The organism is Xylanimonas protaetiae, from assembly GCF_004135385.1.
GTDB lineage: Bacteria > Actinomycetota > Actinomycetes > Actinomycetales > Cellulomonadaceae > Xylanimonas > Xylanimonas protaetiae.
Genome location: NZ_CP035493.1, coordinates 2012525 through 2030731 on the forward strand (window position 1 = coordinate 2012525; position 18207 = coordinate 2030731).

Consider the following 18207-nt stretch of genomic DNA (forward strand, 5'->3'; position numbering starts at 1 on the left):
CTGGACCAGCGAGTTGCCTCAGAGCGAGCCGAAGCCGACGCGGCGCGTCTCCTCCGGGCCGACCTCGACGTAGCCGATCGTCGTCGTCGGGACGAGGACGCGGCGGCCGCGGGTGTCGGTGAGCTCGAGGACGCCGCCGTCGGCGAGGGCCTTCTTGAGGGTCTCGGCGACCTGGTCCGCGGTGAGGTCCGTGTCCACGGACAGCTCGCGCGGGAGGTTCTGCACACCGATCGTGATCTCCACGGTTACTCCTTGTGACGGCACCTCGCGGCGCGCGGGACTGGGCTGCGTCGATCCTATGGCGGGGGAGGGGCGGGGCGGTCTGGCGGCGCGGGGGTTTCGCGCAGGGCCGATCGGGGCGCCGGCGCTCGACCCGTGGGGCCGGGTGCGATCGACGCCGCGTGAACGGTGCGCGACGGGTCCGTCAGCGCACCTCGACACCGAGCTTGTCGGCGAGCAGCGAGCACGCGACCGCCCGGTCCTCGCCGTCGAACGCCGACAGCGGGATCGCCATGAGCGCGAAGCCCTTGCGAGCGCGCAGCCCGACGACGGACGACGTGACGAACCGGACCCGGGTGTTGTCCCACGCCAGCGCGATCGTGACGCCGGTCGACACCGTGACCGACACCCCTGACTCGTCGAGGTGGATCCGCGGGGCGCTGCGCCGGGTCCTCCTGACGTCGAGCAGGCTCAGCAGCAGGACCGCCAGCGTCATCACGACGGTGAACATGACGACGAAGACGAGGGAGCCGACGGCGCCCGCGGGCCAGAAGGGTCCCGGCAGGTCGGCCCCGAGCAGGAGGGCGCCCGCCACGAGCAGCCCCGGAGGCACGAGCGCGCCGACGCTCCGTCGACGGAGCATCGCCGGGAACGTCTGGAGGCTCTCGCGGACGGTCGGGCGTCCGACGCCGTCGACGGAGCGGCCTGAGACGGCGGTGGTGGCGTCCTCGCCGGCGAGTGCTGACATGGCGCAGATCCTCGCGCAGATCGGGTGCCCAGGGCAATGGATCCGCGGAGGTGGCCCAGCGGTGGACGTCGCTGTCAGAGGCACCTGGTTGCATTCCGCGCATGACGAACCGCCCCGCGCCCCGGCTCGTGCCTCCCGCACCCGTCGCGGGGCCGGAGGTGGCGCTCGACCCCACCCAGCGCGCCGCCGTCGAGCAGGCGCGCACCGCGCCCGCGCTGCTCGTCGCCGGCGCCCCGGGAACCGGCAAGACGACGGTCACGGCCGCGGTCGCCGTCGAGGCCGTGACGGCGTGGGGTCTCGAACCCGCGCGCGTGCTGGTGCTCGCGGCGTCGCGCCGGTCCGCCGCGCGGCTGCGCGACCAGGTGGCCGCGGCGTCCGGGCGCACGCTCGGGGCGCCGATGGTGCGGACGGCGTCGTCGGCGGCGTTCGCCGTGCTGCGCACGCGCGCGACGGCGCTCGGCGAGCCGACGCCGACCCTCGTCTCCGGGCCGGAGCAGGACCTCGTGCTCGCCGAGCTGCTGGCCGGCCACCTCGAGGGGGAGGGCGCGCCGCTCCTGCTGCCCGACGGGCTGCCGACCGAGGCGCTCGGGCTGCGCGGGCTGCGGCGGGAGCTGCGCGACCTGCTCATGCGGGCCGCCGAGCGGGGCGTCGACCCGGGACGCCTCGCGGACCTGGGGCGGGCGCACGTGCGCCCGGAGTGGACCATGGCCGCGCAGCTCTACGAGGAGTACCTCGACGTCATGACGCTGCGGCTCGGCACGCCGGACTCGGGGGCCCGGTTCGACCCCGCCGTCGTCGTGGACGAGGCGGCCCAGTCGCTCGCAGCCTGGGAGGACGAGGTGCCAGGGGTGCCGCGGCCGTCGTGGGACCTCGTCGTCGTGGACGACTACCAGGAGGCGACCGTCGCGACCGCGCGGCTGCTCCAGGTGCTCGCCCGGGACGGGGCGCGGCTGGTGCTGCTCGCCGACCCCGACTCGGCTGTCCAGGGGTTCCGCGGGGCGACGCCCGGGCTGGTCGGGCGGGCGGCTGCGCCGGCACGGTCGCCCGGCGCGTTCGGGGCCGAGGAGGTGGTGCTCGGGACGGTGTGGCGTCAGACGGAGGCGTTGCGCGAGGTCACCCGGGTGGTGACGGCGCGGGTCCCGACCGTGGGCGGGCCGTTCCAGCGCGGGGCGTCGGCGCCGACCCCGGAGAGCCCGACCCCCGGGGGCGCGGCCCTTGGCGACGACGTGGCGCCGTCCGGCGTGGCCGTCGCCGTGCTCGCCGGGCAGGCGCAGGAGGCCGCGTACATCGCACGCGAGCTGCGCGCCGAGCACCTCCTGCACGGGACCCCGTGGGAGCGCATGGCCGTCGTCGCGCGCTCGGGCGACCGGCTCGGCGCGCTGCGCCGCGACCTCGTCGCGGCGTCGGTGCCGGTCGCGCTCCTGGGCTCGGACGTGCCGCTGCGCGAGGAGCCCGCGGTGGCGCCGCTGCTCGCGGCGCTGCGCGTGGCCGCTGTGGCCGCGCCGGGCAGCCTCGACGCGCTGCTCGCCGAGCTCGCGACGGACGACGTCGACGCCGTCGCCCTGCGCGGAGTCGCAGGACCCGAAGCCGGGGCCGACCCGGACTCCGTCGTCCCGCGCGAGGTCGCGGAACCCGTCGTCGGGCTGCGCGCAGGCGGTCGGTCCGCCCCCTACCCGCTGCTCGACGCCGAGACGGCCGCCGCGCTGCTGACCTCGCCGGTCGGCGGGCTCGATGCCGTCGCGCTCCGGCGGCTGCGCCGGGCCCTGCGGGCCGAGGAGCTGGCGGGCGGCGGTGGGCGGTCCTCGGACGCGCTGCTCGTCGAGCTGCTGGGCGACCCCGCCCGCGCGGCGACGCTCCCGTCCCCGGTCAGGCGGGGTCCGGCGACCGTCGCGCGCGTGCTCGCGGCCGGACGCGCCGCCGCGGGCGAGCCGGGCGCGTCCGCCCAGACGGTCCTCTGGGCCGTCTGGGACGCGACGGGCCTCGCCGCGCGCTGGCGGGACGCGGCGCTCGCCGGCGGGCCGGCGGGCGTGCGCGCGGACCGCGACCTCGATGCCGTGCTCGCCCTGTTCCGGGCCGCCGAGACGTACGTGGACCGCATGCCGGGCGCGCCCGTGGCTGCCTTCGTCGACTACCTGTCGTCGCAGGACCTCCCCGCCGACTCGCTCGCCGCGTCGGCGTCGGGGGCGCACGCCGTCGAGGCGCTGACCCCCGCCGGGGCCGCGGGGCGCGAGTGGGACGTCGTCGTGGTCGCGGGCGTGCAGGACGGGGTGTGGCCCGACCTGCGCCTGCGGGACTCGCTGCTCGGGTCGCAGGCCCTCGTCGAGCTGCTCGCCGGCCGGTCCCAGGACGCGCACGGGCTCGGGCCCGACGCGCGCAAGCAGGTGCTCGCCGACGAGCTCCGCGCCTTCGCCGTCGCGACGTCGCGGGCCCGGCGCCGGCTGCTCGTGACGGCGATCGAGGACGCCGAGGACGCGCCCAGCGTCTTCTGCGACCTCGTCGTGCCCCCGGAGGAGGGCGAGGGGCGCGACCCGCGGCGCGTCGACGTCGTCGCCCCGCTCGACCTGCGCGGCATCGTCGCGACGGCGCGGGCGGCGCTCGTGCGGACCGTGGCGTCATCCGCGGTGGCGGAGGAGCCCGGCGGCGCCACGCGGGAGCGTGCGGGCGGAGCAGCCTCGACGGGCCCGACCGCGGGGAGCGGTGCTGGCTCCGCCGGGAACCGCGCGGGCGGAGCCGCGGGCAGTGCGGTGGGCTTGGTCGTCGGTGCGGGCGCGACCCTCGACGGCGAGGCGGCCGCCGCGGCGTCCCTGCTCGCCGACCTCGCCGCGGCCGGCGTCCCCGAGGCGGACCCGCGCACCTGGTACGGCGTCGCGGGCGCGTCGAGCGACGCCGCGCTGTGGCCGGACGACGCCGTCGTCCCGGTCTCGCCGTCGAAGGTGGAGACCGTGACCACGTGCTCGCTGCGCTGGTCGTTCGAGGCGGCGGGCGGCACGGCCGCCGACGACCAGAACCAGACCCTGGGCACGCTCGTCCACGCCATCGCCGAGGCGCTGCCGACGGGTTCCCTGCACGACCTCAGGGCCGAGCTGGACCGACGCTGGCCGCAGCTCGCGCTGCCACCGGGCTGGCCCGCCCGCCAGCTGAGGCGGCGCGCGGACCGCATGGTCGAGCGGCTCGCCGAGTACCTGGCGGACGCCGGGACGCCGCTCGCCGTCGAGGCCGAGATCGACGTCGAGGTGGGCCGGGCACGGCTGCGCGGCAAGGTCGACCGGGTCGAGGACGCCGGCGACGGGGCCGCGATCGTGGCCGACCTCAAGACGGGCCGCACCGCGCCGACCAAGGAGAAGGCCGCGACGCACCCGCAGCTCGGCGCCTACCAGCTCGCCGTCGAGGCGGGCGCGGTCGGGGAGGCGACGCGCAGCGCGGGCGCCCGCCTCGTCTTCGTCGGCACGGACACCGTCAAGCCGTCGCTGCGCGAGCAGCCGGCGCTCGCGCCGGAGCCGGACGGCTCGAGCTGGGCGCGCGCCCTCGTCGAGGGTGCCGCCGACACGATGGCCTCCGCCCGGTTCGCCGCGCACCCGAACGACCTGTGCCCGATGTGCCCCGTGCGCCGGTCCTGCCCGCTCCAGCCTGAAGGAAGGGGGGTCGTCGCGTGAGCACGCCCGACGAGAACCTCGGACTCCCGTTCGGCGCCGACGCGCCCTTCGACGACTGGGCGGCGCTCGGCTCGACGCCCGGCGACAGCGCGCACAGCCCGGACGACCCGGCGCTGCTGCCCGAGGACGCGTTCCTGCCCGATGCCGTGTCCGGGGCCTCGGCGCCGAGCGGCCCCGGTCCCGGCAGCGGCGCCGTCGCTGTCGCTGTCGCCGAGTCCACGCTCTCCGCACGCGAGATCGCGCGGCTCATCGGCCGGCACGAGCCCACCGACGAGCAGGTCGCCGTCATCGAGGCGCCGCTCGAGCCGACGCTCGTCGTGGCGGGCGCGGGCTCCGGCAAGACGGAGACGATGGCGGCGCGCGTCGTGTGGCTCATCGCCAACGCGCTGGTGGAGCCCGAGCAGGTGCTCGGCCTGACGTTCACGCGCAAGGCGGCCGGTGAGCTCCAGACGCGCGTCACGTCGCGTCTGGCGCAGCTCGCCCGCGCCCGCGCGCGGACGGGCCACGGCCCGGCGTCGGCCGCCGACGCCGCGATCGACCTGCTGGCCCGGCCCACCGTCGCCACGTACAACGCGTACGCCGCCTCGCTCGTGACGGACCACGGCCTGCGTCTCGGCGTCGAGCCGGGCTCCCGGCTGCTGGGCGAGGCCAACCAGTGGCAGCTCGCGAACCAGCTCGTCGAGTCCTGGGACGAGGACCTCGGCACGGACCGGGCCGTGTCCGGCGTCGTCGGCGCGGTCATCGGGCTCTCGGCGGAGCTCGGGGAGCACCTCGTCGACGTGGACGACGCCCGCGCAGCGCTCGACGCGATGATCGAGCGGCTCGGTGCGCTGCCGCTCGGCCCTCGCCAGCGCACCCGCGGCGCGGACAACGAGAAGCTCCTGCGCAGCCTCGCCGAGCGGCGCGCCCTGCTGGACCTCGTCGCCGAGTACCGCCGCCGCAAGCGCGGCGCCGACGCCCTCGACTTCGGCGACCAGATCGCGTTCGCAGCCGAGCTCGCCCGCTCCGTGCCGCACGTGGGCGAGGTGGAGCGCGCGCGGTTCCGTGTCGTGCTGCTCGACGAGTACCAGGACACGTCGTACGCCCAGGTCGAGCTGCTGGCCGGGCTGTTCGGCGGCGGGCACGCGGTCACGGCCGTGGGCGACCCGCACCAGTCGATCTACGGCTGGCGCGGGGCCTCGGCCTCCGGGCTGGCCCGCTTCCCCGAGCGTTTCCGGCACGCCGACGGCGCCCCCGCCGGGGTGCGCTACCTGTCGACGTCGTGGCGCAACGACGCCGCGGTGCTCGCCGCCGCGAACGTCGCGTCCGCGCCGCTGCGCGAGAGCCTGACCACGCACGTCCCGCCGCTGGACCTGCGCCCCGGCGCCGGGGCCGGCGTCGTGACGGCGCACGTCGCGACCACGCTCGAGGAGGAGGCCGCGTCGGTGGCGGAGTGGGTCGCGGACCGTTGGCGGCCCGGCACGCACCCCGACGGGCGCGTCACGGCAGCGGTGCTGTGCCGGGCCCGCTCGCAGTTCGCGGCCGTCGAGGTCGCCCTGCGGCGGCGCGGGCTGCCCGTCGAGGTGGTCGGCCTGGGCGGCCTCCTCTCGACGCCCGAGGTCGTCGACGTCGTCGCGCTGCTCGAGGCGGTGCACGACCCCTCCCGCGGCGACTCCCTGCTGCGCCTCCTCACCGGACCTCGCGTCAACCTCGGTGCCGCGGACCTGCACGCGCTCGGCTCGCGCGCGGCCGACCTCGCCCGCGAGGACGACCCGCGACGAGCCGCGGAGCGCGGACGTCCGGGCCGGGCGGCGGACGACGACGCTGCCGGGCGTGCTGCCGCCGACGCTGCCGGGCGTGCCGCTGCCGACGCGGCCGGGCGTGCTGTCGCCGCCGACGGCGTCGAGCGCGGTGCCGACGAGGGTCGGCCCGCGAATCCCGGCCACGCCGCGAAGCCCGTCGACACGCCAGACGACACGCAGGCCGTCGACGACCTCGCCGTCGTCGAGGGCGACGTCGTCGACCACCGCTCGCTCGTCGACGCGCTCGACGACCTGCCCGAGCCGGGCCGCCCCGCCCGCGACGGCCGCCTCCTGACGCCCGCCGCGCACGCGCGCCTCACGGCGCTCAGGTCGGTGCTGCGCGGTCTGCGCGGCCTGACGTACCTGTCCCTGCCCGAGCTCGTGGTCCAGGCCGAGCGCGCGCTCGGCCTCGACGTCGAGGTCGCCACGGCCGACGCCGTCGCCGCCCTGGTGCCCGACGCGGGCGAGCGGGTCAGCCGCCGTGGTCGCGAGCACCTCGACGCGTTCCGCGACGTCGCCGCGACGTTCGCGCAGTCGGCCGACGTCGCGACGCTGGGCGCCTTCCTCGCCTGGCTGGGCGTCGCCCAGAAGCAGGAGCGCGGCCTCGACCTGCCCGTGCGCGAGCCCGATCCCGACGCCGTCCAGGTCATCACCGCGCACGCCGCGAAGGGCCTGGAGTGGGACGTCGTCGCGGTCCCGGGCCTGGTCGACGGGGTCTTCCCCACGGTCGCCGAGACGACCACCGGCCAGCGCACCGACTCCGGCTGGCTCACCGACGCGGGCGCCCTGCCCTACCCGCTGCGGGGCGACGCCGCCGACCTGCCCGCGTTCCGCTGGGACGCGGCCGCCGACACCAAGGAGCTGGACGCGCGCCGGACCGAGTTCCGCGTGGCGTGCGGCGAGCACGCGCTCGCCGAGGAGCGGCGGCTCGCCTACGTCGCCTTCACGCGCGCCCGCCGCGAGCTGCTGCTGACCGCCCACTGGTGGGGCACGGGGTCGCGCGCCCGCCGTGTGTCGCCGTTCCTCGTCGAGCTCGCCGAGGCGGGTCTCGTCGCCACGGACGGCTGGACGCCCGCCCCCGACGCCGCAGCGGCCAACCCGCGCGACGACGTCGAGGTGACGGCCTCGTGGCCCGCCGACGACGTCGAGCACGGGTCGCCGCGCGACGTGCTGCGGGCGACCGCGGCGCTCGTGGACGCCGCGGCCGCGGCACGCGCGCAGGGGCTGGCCCGGGCGCGAGCCGCCCGCTCGACCCAGCCGGGCCCCGACGCCACGGCTGCGCCTCGGACGGGCCGGGCCGGCGGCCCGACGGGGGACCGGGCCGGCGCACCGACGGTCCCCGACCCGGCAACCGTGCACGGTTCCCCTGCGCCAGACGATCCACAGGTGCTGGCCCCCGCGGGCGTCCTGCTCGACGCCACCGGCCACGACGTCGTCGAGCTCGCGCGCCTGCTGCTCGCCGAGCGCGACGAGCGGTCCGGCCGCGAGGTGGAGATGCCGGCGCACGTCTCCGCCTCGGGGCTGGTGCGCCTCGCCACCGACCGTGACGAGTTCGCCCTCCAGCTCCGCCGCCCCGTCCCCGCGCAGCCCACGGTGCACGCCCGCCGGGGGACGCGGTTCCACGCGTGGGTGGAGCAGCACTTCACGGCGTCGTCGCTCCTCGACGTCGAGGACCTGCCGGGTGCGGACGACGACGACCTGCGCGCCGACGCGGACCTCGACACGCTCAAGGAGAAGTTCCTGGCGAGCGCGTGGGCCGGCCGCACGCCGGTGGCGATCGAGCAGGACGTCGAGACGCCGCTCGCCGGGATCATGACCCGCTCGCGCATGGACGCCGTCTTCCCCGACCCGGACGGCGCACCCGGCGCGGTGGTCGTCGTCGACTGGAAGACGGGCCGACCGCCGGCCGACGCGGCGGCGCGCACCGCCCGCGAGGTGCAGCTCGCCGTGTACCGGCTGGCGTGGTCGCGCTGGGCGGGCCTCCCGCTCGACCAGGTCAGCGCGGCGTTCTGCTACGTCGCGACGGGCGAGACGGTGCGCCCCGAACGGCTCGCGACGGAGGAGGAGCTGGAGGCGCTGGTCCGCGGGAGCTGAGCGCGAGGACTAGACGGCGTCCTCGCGCGTCGCCTCGTCGAGGTCCGCGAGCATCGCCTCGGCGTCCGCGACGACGTCCGGCAACCCCTGCCGCACCCCGTGGAGCAGCCACCGCGCGAGCGCGAGCTCGCCGACCAGCAGCGCCCGGTCCACGAGCCGCGGGTCCTGCAGCTCGGTGCGCCGCAGCTGGTACGCCTCCATGATCGAGTCGACGGCCTCGGGCGGGGCGGCGACGAGCAGCCACGACAGGTCGTCCGCGGGGTCGGCGACGCGCGCGTCCGACCATCCGGTGATCGCGGCGACGCGCCCGCCGGCCACGAGCACCTGGTCGGCGGCGAGGTCGCCGTGCACCACCACGGGCCGGAACCGCCACAGCGTCACGTCCTCGAGCGCGGCCTCCCACCGGCGCAGCAGCGGGGTGGGCACGCGCCCGGTCGCGGCGGCCTCGTCGAGCTCGACGAGGCGCCGCTCGCGGTAGTTCTCGGCCGTGTACGAGGGCAGCCCGCACGCCTCGACCACCGTCGCGGGCAGCTCGTGGACGGCGGCGAGCGTGCGCCCCAGGTCCGCGGCCAGCCCGGGTCCGGGCCGCAGCGCCTCGATGTCGAGCGGGGCTCCGGTGATGTGCTTGTGGACGACGGCGCGGCCGCCCTCGGGCAGCAGCGCCGCCCCGGCGACGCGCGGCACCGTGAAGGGCAGCACGCCCGCCTCGTGGTAGAGGTGCAGCGACTCGAGCAGCTCCATCTCGGCCTCGAGCGCCGCTCCCGCCATGGGGGTGCGCGGGGCGCGGATCTCCCAGAGCGTCCCGTCGCCCGCGGTGACGACCGCGACGTCGTAGTCCCCGGGCGCGTCCTCGCGGCGGACCGACCGGGCGTCGAGGCCCGGCACGGCCGCGGTGGTCAGCGCGGCGAGGGCGAGGGGTGAGCGGGACACGCGCCCACCGTATCCGGGGACGGGTCGCGGCCCGCGCTGCGGCCGCGCGTGTCGGTGCCCACCTGCCCCGGCGACGCCTGCGGGCGGCGGGGTACCGTCGGTGCGTGCCCACCCCGCTGCCCGACGTCGCGGCGCTCGACCTGCCCCTCGCCCGCGCCCTGCACGACCGTGCGGCCGAGCACCGCGACGACCCCGGCCTGCTGACCCACCTCCACGCCGATCCCGCCACCCGCGTGCTGCTGCTGCACGGCGACCGCCTCGCCGTCGTCGGCGGTGCGGGCCGCGCCGTGCGCGGCGCGGGCGCGGGCCTCGCCGTCGGCGGCGCGGGCGAGACGCACCTCGCGTGGGCCGGGCCGACGACGCTGCCCGCCCCGGTGGACCCGGGCCCGACGCCGCCGCCGCGCCCCGACGCCGCGGACGACCCGGTCGACGTCGAGCGCGACACCCCGCCCGCGCAGGACCCGCCGCTGTGGCTCTACCTGGGCGAGCTCGACGGCGTCACGTACGTCGCGCTCGCGCTGCCGCCGACGGACGACGCGCTCGCCGCCGTCGACGGCACCGCGCTGCGGGCCGTGCGCGGCGCGGTCGCGGGCGTGGTCGGGGACCACGGCGCGAGCGGCTGGGAGACCCTGCGCGCCCTCGAGGCGCTCGACGACCTCGAGCAGGGCCTCGCCACGCAGGCCGTGTCGCTCGTCAACTGGCACGCCGTCCACGCGTTCTGCCCGCGCTGCGGCGCGCCCACGCACGTCCGCAAGGCGGGCTGGGTGCGCTGGTGCCCCGTCGAGGACCGCGAGCTGTACCCGCGCACGGACCCTGCGGTGATCATGACGGTCGTCGACGACGAGGACCGCCTGCTGCTGGGTCATGCCGCCCACTGGCCGCCGCACCGGTTCTCGACCCTGGCCGGCTTCGTCGAGCCGGGCGAGTCGCTCGAGCAGGCGGTGCGCCGCGAGGTCTCCGAGGAGGTCCGCGTCGCCGTCGGAGACGGCCCGGCCGACGTCGCCTACCGCGGGTCGCAGGCGTGGCCCTTCCCGGCCTCGCTCATGCTCGGCTTCCGCGCGCACGTCGTGGGGCGGGGGAGCGACGCGGCGCCCGACGGCGTCGAGCTCACGGACGCCCGCTGGTTCACGCGGGCCGGGCTCCGCGCCGCCGTCGAGGCGGACGAGGTGCGCCTGCCCACGCGCCTGTCGATCGCGCGCGCCCTCATCGAGGAGTGGTACGGCGGCCCGCTGCCGGGAACCTGGTGAGGTTGGACCGGGCCGCCGCCGCACGAGGCCGTCAGGACAGCGCGAGCGCGGCCTTCACGTCGGCGAGCGACGGGTTGGTGGCCGCGGTGCCGTCCGGGTAGACGACGGTCGGGACGACGCGGTTGCCCCCGTTGATGCTCGCGACGAGCTCGCCGGCGTCGGGGACGTCCTCGATGTCGACCTCGTTCCACGGGATCCCGGCGGACCTGAGCGCCGTCTTGAGGGTGCGGCAGTACCCGCACCACGTCGTCGTGTACATGGTCAGGGCGGCGGCGTCGGCCATGAGGTGTCTCCGGGTCGGGATCGGGTTCGACGGCGTGAACGCCGGCGTCGACGTGCATCATCCCGCACGGCGCGACCCCAGGGGACACCCCGGCGGGCGCTGTCACCGCCGGCTGCGAGAATCGCCAGCGATGTCCAGCAGCCTCGCCACCCCTGACGCGATCCTCGACGCCCTCGACCCGGAGCAGCGTGAGGTCGCCACCGCGCTGCGCGGCCCCGTCGTCGTCCTCGCGGGCGCGGGCACGGGCAAGACGCGCGCGATCACCCACCGCATCGCCTACGGCGTGCGCACGGGCGTCTACAAGCCGAACACCGTCCTCGCGGTGACGTTCACCGCGCGCGCGGCGGGGGAGATGCGCACGCGCCTGCGCGAGCTCGGGGTGGCCGGCGTGCAGGCGCGCACGTTCCATGCGGCGGCGCTGCGGCAGCTCGGCTACTTCTGGCCCAAGGTCATCGGCGGCGCCCCGAGCCGCATCCTCGAGCACAAGGCGCCTCTCGTCGCCGAGGCGGCGCGGCTCGTCGGCGTCTCCGTGGACCGGGTCGCGGTGCGCGACCTCGCGAGCGAGATCGAGTGGGCCAAGGTGGGCCTGGTGGCCCCGGACGACTACGAGCGCCGCGCCCTGGCCGCCGGCCGCCCCGCCCCGGCGGGCTTCGACCACCACCAGGTCGCCCGCCTGGCCACGGCGTACGAGGACGTGAAGTCGGAGCGCGGCGTCATCGACTTCGAGGACGTGCTGCAGATCCTCGCCGGCATCCTCACGGAGCACCGCGCGATCGCCGAGGAGGTGCGCGGCCAGTACCGCCACTTCGTCGTCGACGAGTACCAGGACGTCTCCCCGCTCCAGCAGCTCCTGCTCGACCAGTGGCTCGGCGACCGCGTGGAGCTGTGCGTCGTCGGCGACCCGTCGCAGACCATCTACTCGTTCACGGGCGCCACGCCGCGGTACCTGCTCGAGTTCCGGCGCCGGTTCCCGCAGGCCCAGGAGGTCCGCCTGGTGCGCGACTACCGCTCGACACCCCAGGTGGTGCACCTCGCCAACGAGCTGCTGCGGCGCGGCAAGGTCACGGGCGCGCTCGAGCTGAGCGCGCAGCGCCCCGCCGGGGCGCCCGTGGCGTTCACGGCGTACGACGACGACGAGGCCGAGGCCGCGGGCGTCGCGGCGAAGGCGGCCCGCCTGGTCGCCACGGGCACGCGCCCGAGCGAGATCGCGGTGCTGTACCGCACCAACGCCCAGTCGGAGGCGTTCGAGGCCGCCCTGTCCGACGCCGGCATCGGCTACCAGGTGCGCGGCGGCGAGCGCTTCTTCCAGCGCAAGGAGGTGCGCGACGCCGTCGTCCTGCTGCGCGGGGCCGCCCGCTCGGCCGACCCCGCCCAGCCGATGCCCGAGCAGGTGCGCGACGTGCTCGTCACCACGGGCTGGCAGGAGAAGCCGCCCGCCGCCCGCGGCGCGGCCCGCGAGCGCTGGGACTCGATGCAGGCGCTGGTCGCCCTCGCCGACGACGTGGCCCGTGCGGCCGCGCGCGAGGACCGCACCCCGACGGTCGCGGACCTCGTGGCCGAGCTCGAGGAGCGGGCCGCCGCCCAGCACGCCCCGACGGTCGAGGGCGTCACGCTCGCCTCCCTGCACGCCGCGAAGGGCCTGGAGTGGGACGCGGTGTTCCTCGCGGGGGTGAGCGAGGGTCTCATGCCCATCTCGCTGGCAGAGACCGACGACGCCGTGGCCGAAGAACGGCGGCTGCTCTACGTGGGCGTGACGCGCGCCCGCGTGCACCTCGAGGTGTCGTTCGCGCGCGCCCGCGCGGGCAGCAACCGGGCCACCCGCAAGCGCACGCGGTTCCTCGACGGCCTGTGGCCGGAGCCGGGCGCGGTGCGGTCCGCCGTCCGCGGAAGGTCGCGCGAGCTGCTCACCGGGGACCACGACCCGGAGCTCTTCGCGGCGCTGCGTGAATGGCGCCGCCAGGTGGCCGCCGAGATCGACAAGCCCGCCTACACGGTGCTGACGGACGCGGTGCTCGCGGAGGTCGCCGAGGTGCGTCCCACCAGCACGATGCAGCTGGCCCGGATCCACGGGATCGGGCCCGCGAAGATCGACCGGTACGGCGCGGCGGTGCTCGCCGTGGTGGCGTCAGCGACGGGCTCGGGAAGTTCTCGATAAATAGGTTGTGTGGTCCTGCGGGGTCAGGTCTATCCTCGGAGAGTCCCTGAACGAGGAGGCGCGCGCCGCGAGGCCACGCCCGAGCGCCCGAAGGAGGTGGAAGCTGTGGAGATCATGAACAACCAGACGATGGCCGTCGCTACGCCCACGCATGCCCTGGGCTTTGACGCGCCGTCGCGTCTGCGTGCGTTCACGTCCCAGCGTGCGGGCTACAAGTCCGTCGCCGTGAAGCACACGTGGATCGACGGCATCCGCCTCGCCCCCGACTCCGCCCCCAGGAACCCTCCGGCGTAACCGCCGAAGCACCCAGGCCGCGGAGTCCACCCAGGATCCGCGGCCTTTCTGTTTCATCAGGCTGGACGAGCAGCCACCGATGAGCCAGAGCCGGGCCGTCGGTCCTGAAAAGCCGAAGACGACTTTGAAGAACCTGACGGAGGAACTCGTGCGACTCGCGCACCTTCTGGACGAGCGCTACCTGGAGACAGCTCCCGGTGCCGCTGCCTGGACGCCTCACCAACCCCTGCCCACCGACACCACCATCGACACGGCCTTCGAGGCCGTGATCAGCGGCGCCATCCCGTGCCGCACCGGCGACCCGGAGCTCTGGTTCGCCGAGCACACGGCCCAGGTCGAGCAGGCCAAGGCCCTGTGCCGGACCTGCCCGCTCCAGGCGGGCTGCCTCGCCGGCGCGATCGACCGCGCCGAGCCCTGGGGCGTCTGGGGCGGCGAGGTGTTCGTGGACGGCGTCGTCGTCGCGCGCAAGCGTGGCCGCGGCCGTCCCCGCAAGAACGAGCAGCAGCTGCCTGCTGCTCCTGCCGCTGCGGCGGTGGCTTCGGCCACCGCCGCGGCGTGACCCTCACGCGGCTCCGGCCGCGCCGGGCCGCGTGAGGGTTCCCCCCAGCACCACACAGCCGCACCTCGGGTGCGGTGCCAGCCCGCTGACCTGCGGCAACGCCTGCGGCAGCGCGAGCTCGACCGTCGCCCCCGCCGTCGCGGGCCGCACCCCGTCGAGGTGTGCGAGCACCTGCGCCCCCGCCACCGCCGCCGCGCTCGCCGCGAGCGTGGTCTCCTGCGGCGCCTCCGTCGCCTGACGCAGCTGGGCCGCGAGCGCCGGCCACGCCGGGTCGTCGTCGGCCCGCGCCAGGTCGGCGCACCGCGCGCACGCCGTGCGCCCCGGCAGCACGAACGGCCCGACGACGACGTCCGCCTCCCGGACCGTGACCGTCAGGTGCGCCACCCCGTCGCCCAGGAGGCGCGCGTACCGCGCGGGCGCGGTCGCGTGCGTCTCGACGAGGACGACGACGTCGGCGCTCCCGTCGGGGCGGGTGCGCACGTGCGCCGCGGCACGACCCAGCACGTCGGCGAGCGCCACGCGGCGTGGCCGGCCGACGTCGGCCGGCGTGTAGCCGCCGAGCCCGAGGTCGGTGGTCTGCACGGCGCCGGCGTCGGCGAGCACGAGCGTGCCGACGCCCGCGGTGGCCAGGTGCAGGGCGACGGCCGCGCCCAGCCGTCCGAGGCCGGCGACCGCGACCGACGCCCGGGCGCGTCGCGCGAGCGTGGCGCGGCCCGCGCCGTCGGGCCGCAGGGCGCCGAGCGCGGTCGCGTCGGCGGCGCCGTCGGCCGGGGCCAGCACGGTCGCCGTGCGGGAGGCCGGGTCGGCGGGAAGCAGGAACCCGCCGGTGCGCAGCAGCCGGACCACCTCGTCGCGGCGCGCGGGCCGCACGCCGTGCCGCTCTGCCGCGGCGGCCGGGGACGTGTGCCGGCGCGTGGCCAGCTCGCGCAGCCAGGCCACCTCCGCCGGGTCCAGGCCGGCGAGGCGCAGCGCCCAGCGGGGGTCGGTGCCGAGCTGCACCTCGCCCTGGCCGCGGTCGAGCACGGGCATGCCGGCGCGCATCCGCAGCCGGTCGCTGGTGGGTTCACGGGGCGCGTCGGTGGTCACGCGGGCAGCGTGCCAGGCGTGGCGGGGCGTCGTCGGGCGTCGTCCACAGGCCCGTGCGGCGGCCAGGAACGGTGTGTGGTTGCACACGCGACGCCGCTCACTGTGTACGGTCGGTGCGTGGCCCACGACGCGCCCACGTCCCCCGCGACGTCCGTCGAGGTCCGGCGCAGCCGGCGCCGGACCGCCACGGTGAGCGCCTACCGCGACGGCGACCGCACGATCGTCGCCATCCCGGCACGGTTCTCGCGCGCCCAGGAACAGGAGTGGGTGGCCAAGATGGTCGCCCGCCTGGAGGACAAGGAACGCCGCCGCCGCCCGTCCGACGTCGAGCTGAGCGAGCGGGCCGCCGAGCTCTCGGAGCGGTACCTCGACGGCCGCGCGCGCCCCTCGAGCGTGCGCTGGTCGGGCAACCAGGGCCGCCGCTGGGGATCGTGCACGGTGGGTGACGGCTCGATCCGCATCTCCGACCGCCTCCGGGGCATGCCGTCGTGGGTGCTCGACTACGTGCTGCTGCACGAGCTGGCGCACCTGCTGCACGCCGGGCACGGCCCCGAGTTCTGGCGCCTGCTGGAGGCCTACCCGCGCACCGAGCGCGCCAAGGGCTTCCTGGAGGGCGTCACGTTCAGCTCCGAGGACGCGGGCTAGGGACGTCGCCCCACGCGACGCCGTGCTCGCGCGCGACGGCCCGGACGGTCTCCAGCGCCGCGGCGTCGACGCCGTCCAGCGCCGCGACCTCGCGCTCGCTGCGGGACGTGAGCATCTCCACGGACTGGATCCCCGACGCCGTGATCGCTGCGGCCGCGCCCGGCGCGAGCCGGTCGGTGAGGGCGGCGACGGACGTCGGGACGTGCGGCTCCCGCGGCGGGAACTGCCGGTCGAACTCGAGCGCCGCGGCGTCGTCGAGGCTCTCGTAGACAGCTGGGACGTGCACCTCGCCGGACACGCCGTCGAGCCCGCCCGCGACGAGCGGCAGCGCCATGATGGCGTCGAAGCTGTGGCCGCCCGGGGCGGTGATCCCGTACCTCGCGGCGGGTTCGAAGCCCGCCCGCGGGTAGTACGCGGGATGCCCGAAGATGACGACACCGCGGAACCCGAGGGTGCGCGCCTTCGCGAACGCCGCGTCCATGAGCGCGCGCCCGACGCCGAGCCCCTGGGAGTCCGGCGCGACCGTCAGCGGGCCGAACGTCAGCACCTGGTGCCGGACGCCGTCGGGCTGCACCACCGCGGCGGTGGTGAACGCGATGTGCCCCACGACCCGGTCCGCCGCCTCGGCGACGAGCGACAGCTCCGGGACGAACTCGTCGGCCGTCCGCAGCCGGTGGACGAGCAGGTGCTCGTGGCAGATCGCCTGGCCCGGCTCCCAGAACCGCCAGAAGGCGTCCCGGGTCAGCGCCTCGACGGCTCGGTGATCGGCCGGGGTCTCGACGCGGAAGCGGAGCTGCATGGCACCAGGCCGGCCCGGCGTCGCCTCCGCGGCCAGCGGGTCCGGCGCGCTCAGGACTCGTCCTTGAGGAAGTCCGCGAGCGCCGCGTCGAACTCCGTGTCGGCAATCTTCTGCGCCTCGCGGCGGGCGAGGTAGCCCGACGGGTCGTCCAGGTCCACCGGGCCGGGCAGCAGGTCCGGGTGGTCCCAGACGGCGTCGCGGCCCTCGGTGCCGCCCGCGGTGTACACGTGCGCGAACAGCCGTGCGGCGTCGCGCGAGCGCCGCGGCCGCAGCTCGAGGCCCACGAGCGACGCGAACGTCTGCTCGGCCGGCCCGCCCGCGGCCCGACGCCGGCGCAGCATCTCGCGCAGCGGCACCGCGTGCGGCAGGTGGGGGAGCGCGGCCTGCGCGCTCACCTCGTCCACCCAGCCCTCGACGAGCGCGAGCGCCGTCTCGAGCCGCAGCAGGGTCGCCGTCTGCTCGCCGGTCGGCTGCACGCCGAACACGCCTCCGCCTGACATCGCCTGCCGCAGCGCGTCCGGGTCGGACGTGTCGACGTCGCGCACCTGCGCCTCGAGCGAGTCGAGGTCGATGGTGATGCCGCGCGCGTACTGCTCCACGAGGCCCAGCAGGTGCGCGCGCACCCACGGCACGTGCGTGAACAGGCGGGCGTGGGCCGCCTCGCGCACCGCGAGGTACAGCCGCACCTCGTCGAGCGGGGCGTCCAGGCCCTCCGCGAACGCGCTCACGTTGGTGGGCAGCAGGGCCGTGCCCGGCCCGGGCAGCAGCGGCAGGCCGACGTCGGTCGCGCCGAACACCTCGCGCGAGAGCGTGCCCGCGGCCTGGCCCACCTGCATGCCGAACGCCGCCGCGCCGAGGCGGCGCAGCAGCTGCGCGGGGTCCAGGTCGGCGAGGCCCAGCGTCTCGAGGTTCAGGCCCTCCGGCGCTCCCGGCAGCTGGAGGCTCACGTCGACGTCGTCGTGCAGCTGGTCGCCCAGCACGGTCGCCAGCGCGTCCGCCATCGACGACGCCACCGGGGCCACGAGGCTGTTCCACGCCGGCAGCGTCGCCTCCACCCACTCCGAGCGGCTCCACGCGTGCGACGGGCCGCCCGACGGCGGCAGCGTCGTCGCCGCGTCCAGCCACAGCTCGGCGACGCGCAGCGCGTCCGTCGCGGCCTTCGCCTCGCCGCCCGTGAGCGAAGGGTCGCCCTCCGCGACCGCCACCTGCCGCGCCAGGTCGTGCGCGACGTCGGTGTTCACCGGGCCGGTGCCCTCCGTCGACAGCAGGCGCTGCACCTGCGCCAGCGCCGCCTGCAGCTGCGCCGGGTCCGGCAGCGGGCCGTCGCCCGCCAGCGCGGACGGGTCGAGGCCCTGGGCGCGCATCTGGGCCAGCACCTCGTCTGCGCGGCCGGGGAACAGCTGGTTCAGCAGCTCGCGCAGCTGGCGCTCGTGGTCGGCGTCGTCGTGGGTCATGGCGTGGCTCCTTGGGGTCGGTCTCACCGTAACCATGCCGACGACCGGCGGTGCCGGGCCGGTTCCGCCTTTCGCCCACAGCGCAGCGAGGCGGCCGGCGCGCGCCAGCCACCGGTCAGGACACGTCGGCGGGAGCAGGGATGATGGGGGCGTGAGCATCGACGTACGCGCCCGGCTGCTGAGCGGTTCCCTCCTGGTGACGGCGGCGCTCGCGGCCACCGCCCTCGTGCTGCCCACGGGTTTCGCGGTGCGCGGCCCCG

Annotated in this window: 14 protein-coding genes; 7 read left to right on the forward strand and 7 right to left on the reverse strand. The window is 76.9% G+C overall.

Annotated features, from left to right (window positions below; genetic code table 11):
• Window positions 1-18: 18 nt before the first annotated feature.
• Together ET471_RS09310 and ET471_RS09315 are read right to left on the reverse strand one after the other, a co-directional pair.
• Window positions 19-243, reverse strand: coding sequence for a DUF3107 domain-containing protein (locus tag ET471_RS09310; RefSeq protein WP_129187727.1), 225 nt, complete (start codon window positions 241-243; stop codon window positions 19-21).
• A 181-nt stretch (window positions 244-424) separates the two neighbouring features.
• Window positions 425-967 (reverse strand): hypothetical protein, encoded by a 543-nt coding sequence (locus tag ET471_RS09315; protein ID WP_129187729.1) that lies wholly within the window; start codon window positions 965-967, stop codon window positions 425-427.
• Between the two features lie 101 nt (window positions 968-1068).
• Here ET471_RS09315 and ET471_RS09320 point away from each other — a divergent pair, with 101 nt between their 5' ends.
• Window positions 1069-4620: a UrvD/REP family ATP-dependent DNA helicase gene (locus ET471_RS09320; RefSeq protein ID WP_129187731.1), complete on the forward strand. Its 3552-nt coding sequence runs from the start codon at window positions 1069-1071 to the stop codon at window positions 4618-4620.
• Window positions 4617-8495: an ATP-dependent helicase gene (locus tag ET471_RS09325; protein WP_129187733.1), complete on the forward strand. Its 3879-nt coding sequence runs from the start codon at window positions 4617-4619 to the stop codon at window positions 8493-8495. Before ET471_RS09320 ends, ET471_RS09325 begins: the two co-directional genes overlap by 4 nt.
• A 9-nt stretch (window positions 8496-8504) precedes the next feature.
• On the opposite strand, the gene ET471_RS09330 is transcribed toward ET471_RS09325, so the two are convergent.
• Window positions 8505-9425, reverse strand: a complete 921-nt coding sequence (locus ET471_RS09330) for a macrolide 2'-phosphotransferase (protein ID WP_129187735.1) — start codon at window positions 9423-9425, stop codon at window positions 8505-8507.
• A 104-nt stretch (window positions 9426-9529) separates the two neighbouring features.
• On the opposite strand from ET471_RS09330, the gene nudC reads away from it, so the two are divergent.
• Window positions 9530-10672: an NAD(+) diphosphatase gene (gene nudC, locus ET471_RS09335; protein ID WP_242496220.1), complete on the forward strand. Its 1143-nt coding sequence runs from the start codon at window positions 9530-9532 to the stop codon at window positions 10670-10672.
• Window positions 10673-10703: 31 nt separating this feature from the next.
• On the opposite strand, the gene ET471_RS09340 is transcribed toward nudC, so the two are convergent.
• A complete protein-coding gene (locus ET471_RS09340) occupies window positions 10704-10955 on the reverse strand; it encodes a mycoredoxin (protein WP_129187737.1) in 252 nt (83 codons plus the stop codon).
• Between the two features lie 130 nt (window positions 10956-11085).
• Between ET471_RS09340 and ET471_RS09345 the strand changes: the two genes are divergently transcribed.
• From ET471_RS09345 to ET471_RS09355, 3 genes are all read left to right on the forward strand, one after another.
• Complete coding sequence (locus ET471_RS09345; RefSeq protein ID WP_129187739.1) at window positions 11086-13110, forward strand: ATP-dependent helicase; 2025 nt, start codon at window positions 11086-11088, stop codon at window positions 13108-13110.
• Between the two features lie 105 nt (window positions 13111-13215).
• On the forward strand, window positions 13216-13404 hold the full coding sequence (locus ET471_RS09350; RefSeq protein WP_129187741.1) for a hypothetical protein: 189 nt from the start codon (window positions 13216-13218) through the stop codon (window positions 13402-13404).
• Between the two features lie 148 nt (window positions 13405-13552).
• On the forward strand, window positions 13553-13963 hold the full coding sequence (locus ET471_RS09355; protein WP_129190855.1) for a WhiB family transcriptional regulator: 411 nt from the start codon (window positions 13553-13555) through the stop codon (window positions 13961-13963).
• Between the two features lie 3 nt (window positions 13964-13966).
• Here ET471_RS09355 and ET471_RS09360 read toward each other — a convergent pair whose 3' ends face one another.
• Window positions 13967-15049, reverse strand: coding sequence for a ThiF family adenylyltransferase (locus ET471_RS09360; protein ID WP_242496221.1), 1083 nt, complete (start codon window positions 15047-15049; stop codon window positions 13967-13969).
• 117 nt (window positions 15050-15166) lie between these two features.
• Here ET471_RS09360 and ET471_RS09365 point away from each other — a divergent pair, with 117 nt between their 5' ends.
• Complete coding sequence (locus ET471_RS09365) at window positions 15167-15694, forward strand: M48 metallopeptidase family protein (RefSeq protein ID WP_129187743.1); 528 nt, start codon at window positions 15167-15169, stop codon at window positions 15692-15694.
• Here ET471_RS09365 and ET471_RS09370 read toward each other — a convergent pair.
• Both ET471_RS09370 and ET471_RS09375 read right to left on the reverse strand, forming a co-directional pair.
• Window positions 15672-16493, reverse strand: a complete 822-nt coding sequence (locus ET471_RS09370; RefSeq protein ID WP_129187745.1) for a GNAT family N-acetyltransferase — start codon at window positions 16491-16493, stop codon at window positions 15672-15674. The two genes, ET471_RS09365 and ET471_RS09370, sit on opposite strands and share 23 nt — an antisense overlap.
• 50 nt (window positions 16494-16543) lie before the next feature.
• Window positions 16544-17947, reverse strand: coding sequence for a zinc-dependent metalloprotease (locus tag ET471_RS09375; RefSeq protein WP_129187747.1), 1404 nt, complete (start codon window positions 17945-17947; stop codon window positions 16544-16546).
• Between the last annotated feature and the right edge of the window lie 260 nt (window positions 17948-18207).